This is a genomic window from Flavobacterium sp. CAU 1735 (assembly GCF_039888695.1).
GTDB lineage: Bacteria > Bacteroidota > Bacteroidia > Flavobacteriales > Flavobacteriaceae > Flavobacterium.
Genome location: NZ_JBDQQQ010000003.1, coordinates 326,904 through 339,333 on the forward strand (window position 1 = coordinate 326,904; position 12,430 = coordinate 339,333).

A 12,430-nucleotide genomic window follows, 5' to 3' on the forward strand; every position below is an offset into this window, starting at 1 on the left:
TTATCTAAAATTTAATGGCTAAATTCAAAATTGAAATCAAATGGGCTTTTATATTTATTATAATGTCCTTGTTATGGATGGTTCTGGAAAAGTTATGCGGATTGCATAGTACACATATCGATAAGCAGCAATATCTCACACTACTTTTTATAATTCCGGCTGTTTGGGTATATTTTCTCGCTCTTAAAGATAAAAAAATACACTATTATAAGGGTATAATGAGCTATAAACAAGGGTTTATCAGCGGGTTAATCGTTACGTTAATTGTCGCACTTTTTAGTCCACTCACACAGTGGATCATCTCTTGTGTAATTACTCCGGAATATTTTCCAAATGTCATCGAATATTCTTTAAAAACCGGATATCACAAAACCCGAGAAGCAGCTGAGGCCTATTTTAGTCTTGAAAATTATATGAAGCAGAGCGTTATCGGAGCACTAATAATGGGCATTGTTACGACTGCGATCGTGGCTTTATTTGTACGTAGTAAAAATTCCAGAAACGAATCCTAAAACCATAAAACTATGAAAATAATAAAACTGATTATCTGTCTGCTTTTCGGGCTTATGTTTATCAATGCCGGGCTTAATAAGTTTTTAAACTATATGCCTATGGAAAAAATGAGCGAAGAGCAAATGAAAATTATGGAAGCGTTTATGACAATAAAATGGTTGATGCCTTTGGCCGGAGCTATCGAGATTCTCGGCGGATTGTTGTTTATTATTCCCAAAACACGCGCTTTAGGAGCGATTATTATCCTTCCGGTGATGGTTGGGATCGTTTGCCATAACATCATTTTTGAACCATCCGGACTTCCTTTGGTGTTAACGCTTTTCCTAATCAATATACTAATTATTGCAGACAATTGGAAAAAATACAAACCAATGTTTTCGTGATAAAGGAGTACAATACTATAAAACGCCTCGTTGTTTACCACTTTAAACAACGAGGCGTTTCCTTTAGGGAGGGCTACTATTATTTTTTGTCTTCCGGGCGATCTTTTATCTGCGATGTTTTTAAATAAACCTTTTTCCCCGTTTTGTTTACATAATATTTTTGATTTTTATTATTGATGTAAACATCGGTTCCGTCAGGAGCCATTTTGCCTTTCCATACTTTGTCGGAAATTTTAGAGGTTCCTTTTACTGCTACTTCGGCGGTTTTGTCACCGACTTTCTTAGCGGTTTTTTCAATTTTGTCGCCTACGCTTTCTTTTTTTTCCTGTGCTTGTACCGAAATCGAAAAGACGGTAAACAAACCCAGGGATACCACGGTTAAAATGCTGCTTCTTTTCATACTATAATTATTTTGAAGTTATACTTAGTTAAGATTTTTAGCAGTAAGTTGCGGTGAAGCTATTTTTTATTGGATGGTTCTTATAAAGATACTAATAAAATAGGAAAGAATATTCTAATAGGTTGATTATTAGCTTTTTTTTTTAAGAATTAATGTATTGGTACCTTTTGGACTAAAAAAGTAGAAAAATTAAATGTGTTTAAAAAAAAATAGGTATAAAAAGTCCATTTTTAAAGAATAATAGATCAGATTAGAGGATTCAAACGGTTGAAAAATCTAATATTGTACTACGTTCTTAATTAATCTCACTTGTAATTATTTTGGTAAGTTTTTTGTATTGACGGGGAAGGGATACCTAATGGGGGATATATGAAATAATGATTTGTATTTATGAGATTTTACAAGTTGTTATTCATTAATAGGTTGTTTTCCTTCCCCTCATCAATACATTTATGTAGCATTTATACTAATTTTAAAACGGTATGTCCTAACAAATGTAACATTTAATATATCATAATAAAAGTAAAGTGTTTGATTATCAGTGTTTTTGTCCTGACTGTAATAAAAGATTTATTTAAAGTCCGGTAGTTAGTATAGTACGCTTTAGCAGAGCGTTCTAAGTTTAGAATAAAGATTAAAACTAATTGTAAATAGTCCAGTTTAATAGGGGTTCTGTTGATAGTAGGAAAAGTAAATATAAGTTGAAAATGCCATCTGTATACACAGGTGGCATTTTTTTATGTACACTGCCGGAAATGCCCTAAATTGTAATTATATCGATGGTAAATCAGGTTGTAGAGATAAAAAGCACAGTATATAAAAAAATCCCTGATCGTATTATAGATCAGGGAAAGAAAATGGCAAATTGCTATTGCGCTTTAAAACAATTCAATTAAAGAATATTCAGATAAGCGAATAGTGGATTTTAATTATAAATAGAAAATGATTTTTTATATTCCGATGGCGTAATACCATGATGCTTTTTAAACGATTTAATAAAACTCTCATTCGTATTAAATCCTAAAAAATCATAAACTTTTATGTGCTCTTTACTTTTTGTTTGAAGTAGGATTGTCGCTTTATCCATTTTTTGGATTAAAAAATATTTTTTTGGCGACATGCCATAGATTTGGATGAAATGTCTTTTAAAAGTAGATAAACTCAGATTGCATAGCGATGCCATTTCAGAAATACTGGTATTTTTATAAACATTGCTATCTACAATTTGCTGTATCGTAGATTCCTGATAACATATTAGATTAATAAACCAGTTTATTTTATCGGGATCATTACTGAATAGGTCTAACATAAATTCTTCAAATTTTACCAGACATATATTTTCTGGCGAATCTTCCTTATGAGTTATATACTCTAAAGAAGGAAGAAAATAGTCCTCTATAAAGTTACTTTTTTCGCATTCCATATGGTTTTCAAGATAGTGTGAACTACGATTCTTTTTTATTTTTTGGAAATCGGGATACTTTAACAAAAAATCATTCAAAACTTTGTTGTTAAACATGATACAGACACCTTCAATATAATCCTCTTCTTTTAAGGTAGTTTCAAAAACGAATTGAGCACCTGAAGAAAATATCATAAAATTATGAGGACTAAGGGCAATAGTAGAACGTTTTATCGCTACTTTTTTCATGCCTTTTATAGGAAAAACAATCAGGTTATAATTAAGTGATACTTTTATTTTAAAAAAATTACCAATTAATACTTTAGGCTGGAAATCAACAGTCTACGTTGATTTTTGAAATAGTTAGGTAACGATTTAGTAACGGTTCTTATTGCACTGTATTTCAATATGTTTCCTCGTAACTCATTACAAATATACATATTATCTTGTATCAAGTCGTTCAATAATTGATTTATATAGGTTTATTTTCAATAAAACCTGCCGGTTGCTAATCACTAGGAAATAACACTTTTTGAATTATACCTATCTATGAATATTTCTTTAAAAAAAAATCCCTATAAGCAGTTAAAACACTTATAGGGATTTTAAGTTTTTTGGGAGAAAACTTTATAAGTTATTGTTGAAATTAATAATTTATTTATTTAAAAACAAAAACATTAACACTTGTGTGTCTTCGTGGTAAATAACTTATTGATTTAAATTTCATGCAAGCTAAGCCTACGAGATCCGAGTAATAGGCTTAAAAAAATCGGTTTGTTTAACAACCGGACATCTGGCCGTTTATAGGAACAAGGTAAACTACTTTATTATCTTTCTGTTCTTATGGCTCAATTCCCCAAACACATTCTTCATTTACAATATGATAAGGGTGATGATCTTCTGACCAATTTACACCATCAACAGAAAGTAATAGACAAAGGGCATCGGTTTTCCTTCCATCTTCTAAACTGACAGTAATATCATATGCTATTGCACCTGCTTGAACACCCTTATTAGGTATTTCCTCTGAAAAATTTCTTTTAAGCATCTCTAGTATTTTTAGAATGTCCTCTTTTTCGTCCATGATTACAACCGCCTTAATTTCTCCATTTTTCAGCTTTGAACCGAATGGGGCAAAAAGCCCCATATCATCAATAAATAATTTAGCTCGCTGAAAAATATCGATTTTTAAATCGATTAAAAGATCATCCATTATTTATTACCTTATCGTTAATGAAAACCTTTCCATCTGAAAAGTAATAGGGATAGTTTCGTTCATGCCATTTAATCCCGTCATCACTTGCTTTAATCATAAGAGCATTCTGTTTAGTTTCAGAAATAATAACATCCACACCGATTGCTCCAATAAAAATTTCACCGCTTTTAATCTGTTCCGCAATCTTATTTTCGAAGACGGCGATAGCTTTTAGAGCATCAAAATCCTCATCATCAGTATTCATAATACCTACTGTCTCCAGAGAATTATTTCTCGCTAGTACAGAGGCATAAGGAAAAAACTCACCTGCTTCCTCCAAAAATGTCTGGGCTTGATAAATCATTAGGGCTATTAAATCCTCAAAAGTCTTTTCTTTCATTATAAATTTATTTAAGATTTAAAATAGTCATCTACAGGTGCTTTTTCTCTTGGCTTTACTTCAATAGGTTTCGGGCTGTCGATTTTCTTCGTACTTGTATTATCTATTGAGGTAGGACTTATACTATAGTAATCAACTTTCCAATTATCGTTTTTCAAATTCTTAGACAGTTTTGCTCCTTGATTAATAATCAATCGAGGTATTGTTCCGTTCTGATTTGAAATCGCTCGTTGCATTCTAAGTTGAGAAGTTTCACCCTGATATTTTACATTTTTTATTTCTGTTGTTTGTTTTCCATCAAATCCATCAGGTATTGTTTTCCCTTCCTTCCCAGTTTTTGGATCAGTTATTTTAAACACTTCGGTATTTTTTTCTATACCGTTTTTAGCTAATTGCTCAGCTTCAATTTCTCTACCCCGTGCAAAGTGCTGTAATTGTTCTTCTGTAAATCTACCACTTCGTCCGCCAGTTTTCACCATTACTTCCGAAGTTTTTGCACCAACTTCTACTGTAGTTTTTGCAATGTTAATTAATGGTGTTGTAGATACTGGTGGTTCTGATAAAGCAATATTGATCCAAGGACTGACAAGTTCCAAGCCTTCTAACTCTCTACCCATTCCCATTTTATTCTCTTGGAATGCATAAGGTGAGTTATAACGATAGTCTTCTGATAGCGGGTCGATATTCATAAATCGCCCGATAGCAAAATCATAATTTCGCCATTTAAAACTATCCCAGTTAAGCCCTAAATCTTCCTGTCTCTCTTGACCTTGATACTTGTATTTATAAGGGTTAACAGGTGTCCGACTTCCTTCCTGAACAAGTTCTGCTCGATAGTAACCGGGAGCATTTTCAGCAGGAACAAAAACATACGATTGGTTGTTATATGCCTTATGTTGAAGACCGAATGGATAAAAATGATTTTCCGTAACGATCTGTAACGCACCTTGTTTATCATCCCATGTAAAACTACTTCGGATGTTACCGATATGATCTACGTAATTAAATACATAGTTAAAGAACGTCCCAGTTACATTTACATACCCTTCCGAATGCGGAAAGAATTTCAGGGTTTGGTTTTCATATTGAAAACCTTGCTGATAATCGGTTAAAACATTGCTTGTTGGTGTCGTTACTTTTTTCTGTAACTTGATTCCTTCGGCATTGTAAATATAATTAATTTTTCCTCCGCCATTGAAAGTTATTTCGGATGGTAAATTAAGATGATTGTAGGTAATCGCAGTAATTCCTTTGTTCTCATCTTTAATAAGATTACCTAAAGTATCATAGGCATAATCGTTAGCCGTAGCACCAAACCCATTGTCCTGAAAACCATCCGGATTGTTAGTGACATCGTTAACCCTCTGTAACTGATTGCCATTATAAAAATAATTTAGATCATCAATGTCGATCGTAAACAGTGGACTATCCAGATTTCCTTTTCTTTTCAGGTTTAAAATATTTCCGTTTTTATCGTAGGCAATTTCCTCATCATAGGATTTTGGAACAGGTATATTGCTTGTCGGCTTCTGATAGAATGCCTTCTGTAAGCGGTTCAGATTATCATATTTATAACCGTATTTACGCAATTGATTATCGCTCGACGAAATCCAGAACGTTTCGGAAATATTCCCATTGTACAATGGTCTTACATCACCGTTTACGCTACTTTGCGCGGTCTTTACTATTCCGTTGTCACTTTCCGTTACCGAATTGTAATTGATCTTAAATCCGAAAAGGTCGCCTTCTCCTAATGTAAAGCCTGCACTTTCAACCGGTGCAGCGTTATTAATATCGGTGAGCCATCCGCGGATATTATGACGGAAATCGACTTTTTGTAAGCCTATGGCACCAGAAGTATCTGATCCGCCTACATTCTTGGATATTAACTGCCCTAAATCGTCGTATGTATTCTTTGCGATCAGTTGCTCCGAACCTCCGTTGATCTGATGGGTATGTAAAAGCAACCGATCCTGATCTGTGTAGCTATAACTGTCTTTTACCGCTACTTCATTACTGCCGGAATTTAGTTTATGGAAGGTTTGTGTCTGTTTAACTTGTCCGCTAAAGTCAACCTTATTATCCACACGCGTATAACCGCCCAGCTGATTGAATGTAGCTGTACGGATAATACGGTATTTAGTATCATAAAAGGTCTGGGTTTGCTCATTCAACGTTTCAGATGCCGTAGTTAAAACACGTACCCATTTACCAGTAACCTGTCCAACAACGGAAACCGCTACATCTTGTCCCTCGATCGATGTCGGTAAAGTAACCGCACCGGGGTACACGTAATCATCGTAGTAGGTTACACTTAGTAATTTTATGCCACTGGTAGGCACCACAACATTAGAATAGGCTATCACCACGTTATCTATATTCACCGTGGAACCCGGACGTAAGCGCTTTTCCGAAAAATTGGTTGCTTCTGCATTATACTGCTGCTGCAAAGAGATTCTCGATGCTGTACTAGGTAGCCATCCTGTATAAACCACACGGTCAAGGCCATCGTACTTGCTGATCAAATATCCTTTTTCGGTACCGCCAAATGGCGATAAAGTTAATCCTGTTGCTACAACGCGATCCAGTTTATCATATACGATAAATTCCCATTGTTTACCCGGTAGTTTCTTTTCGACCATACGGTTACGATGATCGTATTTGTACTGATAACACAAATCGTCCAATTGTGATTGTGGATTGGTCACAAGCGGTGGAATCACATAAGTAAGGTTGCCAAATATATCATAGACATAATAGGTATCATGCGCCCCATTGTTATAGGTGCGTTTTAGTATTACACGGCCTTCCTTGTCCTTAAATTCTTCGCTTGTATTGTTGGTTCCCGACTTCCAGTTTTCGTCTTTTGTAATGGTTTTATATAGCTGATTTGCACTGTAAAAACCCTTATCCTGCAATTGGATGTTATAAATACCATTGGCATCATCCCAAGTTGTTAGGGCAAAATAGTTCTTTACCTCGTTGGCAATGTTCGTTTCGTAAGCCGTCTTTATCGTATGATCCATTTCAGCATTCGGGTTAACCTGCCAGTCGGCTCCCGGTGCGCCCTGTTTTAGTAGGCGAGCCGATGGCGATGTCTCTAGTACCTTTTCACTAAACGGATATTGACCGCTGTACTGCGAATAGTTCAGTGTAGCGGACTGAGCGCCCGTCTGGAAACTCATATCGCTCGTTGTAGCCGGATACGGTAGGTATTCTTTTAACTGGCGTCCCAAATCGTATTCGATATGGGTGATCAGGTCTTTTCCATTTGCAGATTGTTTGTTTATGTTCTGCTGTACCGGACGTCCCAAACCGTCATAATAGGTAACGGCCGATAACGGGCGTCCGCTATTAGCTTCACGATACGTTGTTTTCTTTGACCAGTTCTGTGAGTTGGTCTGTGCAATGATCAAAATCGGGCAGCACAATAACAGAAATAATATTTTTTTCATGGTGTGGCCTGTCTTAGTTAAGTTTGTAATTGGTGTCATATTCTTCAATGATATTCCCGTCGTGGTCTTTGATACGTTTTAAACGTAACAGCGCATCGTATTCGTAGTAGGTACTGCGGCAGTTCCCATCGACCGTGCGACGAAGTAAGCGGCTAAACGTATCGTAATAGTACCATGTAACCATCGCTCCGGGATAAATAGAACCCAATGTACACGGTGCGGGTGTACCCGACTCAAAATCAACAGGAATATTCGGTGCTTGGTCTGGTGCCGCATCCGATCCATTGTAGTTTTCGATCTTGGCTTTTAAGTTATCATATGGATCATATTCGTAACGTGTTCTTGCCCCGTTAACCATCGCCAAAAGTGTAAGGTTTCCGCGGTTGTCATAGGCTTTGAACTGCACACGGTCTTCCAATGGGCGGCTACTTTTTGACTGCTGGATCATTTCCGGTAAAATCAGATCAAGCGTTGTTCCCCAATTTTTAAACAGCGTTCGGTTGGTCGTTACCAAAACAGGAAGACTATTATCAGCACGATAGGTTTTTACCTCGATAGGCTGATTTACTTTGTTCTTCTCAACCAGTTTAGTGTAAGCCGTCAATTGATCTGCGGTCAGACCGGATAAGGTGGCGGCCTGATCAGCATACGTATTGCGTACTTCGGTAAAATTATTGTTTTCGCTTACGCTCGTTCTAACTTTTGTAGGTAAGCCCGGTAATCCATCATAGATATATTCTGTTACAGATGTTACAGGTTTGTAATTGGCTTCAAATGTAGCATCCATTGTCAGCGGCATCGGTACAACAAACTCCTTAGTACTTTTGGAAACAAGGTTTACCTTTTTAGACATAAACTCAAACTTGGCGATGTCCAGATTGTCCGCACCATCGGTCGGATAACCACAGTTCATATGTGCATAACCGCCTATAACCCCCGTGATACCGTTTCCGTACGGAATATAATCATATTCATATTTCTGTTCGCTAACTTTATACAGGGTATTACCACGTTTCATAATTTCCATTTCCGAAAGCAACGTACCTTCGTAGATATATTGCAGGTTACCCTTGTACATCGCGTGTTCGTTCTGGAACGGACTTACGTAAAACGGGTGGATTTCCTGATAGGTAGAGGATGATTTGTTTACAAACTGCTTCTGTTTTCCACCCAGTTCAAAATTATCCCCTCCATAACTGACAGTTACATATTCATATTTTTGGTCAAAAACACTTGTAAAAACACTTGAGGAATATAAGGTACGTAACTTGATTTCTCCAGTACGACTCATCCATCCGGGGCCAAGAACACCGCCCGGACTACAGCATTTGGTAAGATACAGCTCGGTCACATAATCAACGTTCTTTTTGAAGCCCATAAGTGAAAACGGATCGACATATACGTCCTTAGCCTGCGTGTAATAAAATCGCTTGCTAAATGCCGTCTGATCATTCTCTGTAAAATCAGTCGTACGTTTTACCCGCAGTCCACCTTGTTCATCCACCGTCTTAAACCCACGCGTATGGAAAAAGTAGGCGTTAGCTTCAAACATCACCGGAGCCGAATAATTGTTGTACATTTCCACCGTATAGATATGATCCTTGATCACATTAATGGTAAACTCACGGCTAAAATTAAAATCGCCCGTTCCGATCTCCTGATTACCGTCCGGCATCTGTACCAGAAAGGACTGTACTGTCCCCGTGGTCTGATCCACTAACCTAAAAGTAATCCTGTCGGTATGTCCCATCTGCGCATCGGCCATCAGGTCAACCCGGACTCTGATTTCTTCATCAATAACGGCGGCACTGGTTCCAAATGTCCCGTCAGGATTGGCTATAAAATCGCCTAACGGTATCGCGATGTTTGTCCTGGATGCCGGAACCCTGCCGGGACTGTTACGCCATATAAGCATGGAACGTCCCTGTCTGTCATACGCTTTTGCCTTTGGGGTCTCGTATTCAAAAATGGTATATCCTTTGGTCGGATAGGTAATCTTGACCAAACTTCCTTTTGCCATATGCTCGGCACTTGGGCTACGGTCAGCCAGATTCGGGTAATAGTTATGGAACAATAAATCTTCGTTCTGCGGCAATGCTGTCGTGTTACCTGACTTACCGTTATAATATCCCAATAAATCCTTTGCCTCACTTCTACGGTTAGGTAGTCCAAGCGGATCATTATAGTCCAGTATATATTCTTCGTTTTTACGTCCGTGACCACTACCGTAATTACGGTCTTTGTCAAATTCCACTTTTGTCAAAAAGAACCGTTCGGAAGTGGTTTTAGTCTGTGGGAACAGATAGGTAAATTCAGCCTTACGTACCATCGTACTACCTTCCTTGACTTCTACATTATCCAGTACATATTTGTAATTCCCACCGGAGCCATTACTGCGGTTGAATAGGATTTGTAGATAGCTGTGCGGACTATAAATCCGTTTCAGCCATTTACCGTTTAAGGTTACTGTCGCACTGCCAATATAGCTATGCTGCCCTTCGTTTGTCGGTGGACGTTTGCACAACTCATCCTCACGTGTTTCCAGTACTTTTACCGTAATACTTTCTTCCTGACTTGTCCACACCGAGTGTGTTACCGTATCAGTATCGTACTCAAACAAGATCACACCATAATCCGGGTGCTGTATCTTATATAGGTAAAATCCGGTATTGGCGTAGGGATTGTCACGGTGTGATCCCATGAACGAACTTTCGCAGGCATTCTGACCTCCGAAATAATATTTTACACCATCGGGCGTGGTGATACAGAACTCCTGACTGTTACGGAAGCGTTGGCGCATATCGGATTCGCTACCTACAATTTCGACTTTTAGCGGGCTATCCACTTTTGACAGTTTAGGCATAAAATCTGCATCCAGATAAAACGTACCGGAATAATTGCCGAATGAAAAATTCCATAGGTCGGGTTTAAAATCATAATGCTTACGCGCGCCAACAAATACCCCGTTCAGGAAATAAGCATGTGCAGAGCCATTGACCAACTGATTGGGAATGATCATGTCTGCTGTCAGACGTTTATCCGCCGATATGGATTCATCGGGTGCATCATTGATCGTACGGGAAATAACCCCGCCTGCATTCAGTGTCCAGTTAATACCTGTCCATGTAGCAGTTTGATTGACCTTAACACCTGCTGCTGCATAATTCAGCGCTATTGGCAATTCAAGTTTTCCGACCTTTGCCGTATAGATCGGTATAGTTGCATTAACCATTCCCGAAAATTCATTGACAGGAATGTCACCGTATTTGGTAAGGGCATATGCTTGTGGAGAAGGTGCGGTAACATCAGGCTTAAGAATCTTTCCGTTACCTTCATCTTGTCCCATAGCTTTGCCATACAGCCCTAAAAGCAGTAAAGAGAGTATTATTTTTTTCATGTTTGTTTTTTATTTAGGTTGGATACCCTTTATAACTTTTACCGAGTTATGTTGTACGTTGGTACGGATCTCTACGATATAGATACCTTCCGGGTACTGACTTAAGTCAACCGGTACGGTGCGACTGTCGATCGAGAACTGTTGCAGTTGTCGTCCCGAAAGATCGAATACCGAAGCGGTTCCCGTTTGGAAATCGTAACCCACAATGATATTGGTAAATTGTTGCGCCGGGTTCGGAAGGGCTTCAATCGCCGGTTTGTCCAGTTCTTTTTTGTAACGATCTTTAAGTTTTACCACCCAAAAGTCGCTACCGCCATGTCCGCCGCTTTTATTGCGCGAGGGTTTCCCTTTGGACGTTCCGGCAAGCAGGTAACCTCCGTCACGGGTTTCGATTAATCGGCCAAGAATATCTTCACCATCGCTTCCTACGGTTTTACTCCATACTTCTTCGCCTTTATCGTTTATTTTTACCGCGATATAGTCGTTGATGTCTTTTTTATCTTTTTTCCCTTCGCCTACTTCGGTATGCGCATAACCACCGATTAAAAAGGTATGATCGTCATTCTCAATAATCGAAGTTAACAGGTCGGTTTTACCATAATTATAGGTTTCTTGCCAGATGGTTTGTCCGTCCGTGTCCAATCGTACCACCCAGAAATCGGTTCCTTTACCGTTGGCCTTACTTTTATCGTTCGACGGGTTCGAATTGGAACTTCCGCCCAATAAATAGCCGCCGGTTTTGCATTGGATCAATGCCGTCAGGTGATCATCACCATCACCGCCTAAGGTACGTTGCCATTCGATACCACCCTGTTTGTCGGTTTTAAGGATCCAGTAATCACCCACGCCTATGTTGTCGTTGAGTTTATTTCCGGAAGCCGGCGAGTTGGAATAACCACCAATGATATAACCACCATCGGGAGTTTGTTCGATCGTTTTTAACTGATCAAGGTGTTTTCCCCCATAGGATTTTTGCCATTCGATTTTTCCGTCGGAGCTTAATTTGACAACCCAATAATCCAGATTGCCAAAGTTTTCTTCGGTCTTGTCTTCCGATTTACCCGATGCAGATGATCCGCCAACGATATAACCACCGTCTTTAGTTCTGCGTATGGCGGCTACCTGTTCCTGACCGTTGCCACCGATGGTGCGCTGCCATTGCTCGTTACCTTTGGCATCCAGTTTTATGATCCAAAGATCATCCTGACCTTTATTGTTGTCTTTCTTTCCGGCACTTTTCGGAGAATCCGAGACACCGGCCAGAATAAAACCGCCATCGGTTGTT

General features: G+C 38.5%; 9 protein-coding genes. 2 read left to right on the forward strand and 7 right to left on the reverse strand.

The features are described from left to right. The first annotated feature begins 14 nt into the window (after positions 1–14). Together AAFN64_RS10460 and AAFN64_RS10465 are read left to right on the forward strand one after the other, a co-directional pair. On the forward strand, positions 15–512 hold the full coding sequence (locus AAFN64_RS10460) for a DUF4199 domain-containing protein (protein ID WP_347760384.1): 498 nt from the start codon (positions 15–17) through the stop codon (positions 510–512). A 12-nt stretch (positions 513–524) separates the two neighbouring features. After that, positions 525–896, forward strand: coding sequence for a DoxX family membrane protein (locus AAFN64_RS10465; RefSeq protein WP_347760385.1), 372 nt, complete (start codon positions 525–527; stop codon positions 894–896). Positions 897–975: 79 nt separating this feature from the next. On the opposite strand, the gene AAFN64_RS10470 is transcribed toward AAFN64_RS10465, so the two are convergent. From AAFN64_RS10470 to AAFN64_RS10500, 7 genes are all read right to left on the reverse strand, one after another. Continuing rightward, complete coding sequence (locus tag AAFN64_RS10470) at positions 976–1,296, reverse strand: hypothetical protein (RefSeq protein WP_347760386.1); 321 nt, start codon at positions 1,294–1,296, stop codon at positions 976–978. A 925-nt stretch (positions 1,297–2,221) separates the two neighbouring features. Continuing rightward, complete coding sequence (locus tag AAFN64_RS10475) at positions 2,222–2,947, reverse strand: AraC family transcriptional regulator (protein WP_347760387.1); 726 nt, start codon at positions 2,945–2,947, stop codon at positions 2,222–2,224. Between the two features lie 592 nt (positions 2,948–3,539). After that, on the reverse strand, positions 3,540–3,911 hold the full coding sequence (locus AAFN64_RS10480) for a hypothetical protein (protein ID WP_347760388.1): 372 nt from the start codon (positions 3,909–3,911) through the stop codon (positions 3,540–3,542). Continuing rightward, on the reverse strand, positions 3,904–4,293 hold the full coding sequence (locus AAFN64_RS10485) for a hypothetical protein (RefSeq protein WP_347760389.1): 390 nt from the start codon (positions 4,291–4,293) through the stop codon (positions 3,904–3,906). Before AAFN64_RS10485 ends, AAFN64_RS10480 begins: the two co-directional genes overlap by 8 nt. Positions 4,294–4,304: 11 nt before the next feature. Continuing rightward, entirely contained in the window at positions 4,305–7,748 is a 3,444-nt protein-coding gene (locus tag AAFN64_RS10490) for a DUF6443 domain-containing protein (RefSeq protein WP_347760390.1), read from the reverse strand. A gap of 13 nt (positions 7,749–7,761) precedes the next feature. Continuing rightward, a complete protein-coding gene (locus AAFN64_RS10495) occupies positions 7,762–11,145 on the reverse strand; it encodes a hypothetical protein (RefSeq protein ID WP_347760391.1) in 3,384 nt (1,127 codons plus the stop codon). A gap of 9 nt (positions 11,146–11,154) precedes the next feature. Next, on the reverse strand, positions 11,155–12,430 hold a 1,276-nt coding region (locus tag AAFN64_RS10500; RefSeq protein WP_347760392.1), incomplete at its 5' end, for a T9SS type A sorting domain-containing protein.

Bases quoted from the DNA above. Each gene is read 5' to 3' on its own strand.
- AAFN64_RS10485 (WP_347760389.1), bottom strand. From the start codon at position 4,293: ATGAAAGAAAAGACTTTTGAGGATTTAATAGCCCTAATGATTTATCAA.
- AAFN64_RS10470 (WP_347760386.1), bottom strand. From the start codon at position 1,296: ATGAAAAGAAGCAGCATTTTAACCGTGGTATCCCTGGGTTTGTTTACC.
- AAFN64_RS10460 (WP_347760384.1), top strand. From the start codon at position 15: ATGGCTAAATTCAAAATTGAAATCAAATGGGCTTTTATATTTATTATA.
- AAFN64_RS10475 (WP_347760387.1), bottom strand. From the start codon at position 2,947: ATGAAAAAAGTAGCGATAAAACGTTCTACTATTGCCCTTAGTCCTCAT.
- AAFN64_RS10480 (WP_347760388.1), bottom strand. From the start codon at position 3,911: ATGGATGATCTTTTAATCGATTTAAAAATCGATATTTTTCAGCGAGCT.
- AAFN64_RS10490 (WP_347760390.1), bottom strand. From the start codon at position 7,748: ATGAAAAAAATATTATTTCTGTTATTGTGCTGCCCGATTTTGATCATT.
- AAFN64_RS10465 (WP_347760385.1), top strand. From the start codon at position 525: ATGAAAATAATAAAACTGATTATCTGTCTGCTTTTCGGGCTTATGTTT.
- AAFN64_RS10495 (WP_347760391.1), bottom strand. From the start codon at position 11,145: ATGAAAAAAATAATACTCTCTTTACTGCTTTTAGGGCTGTATGGCAAA.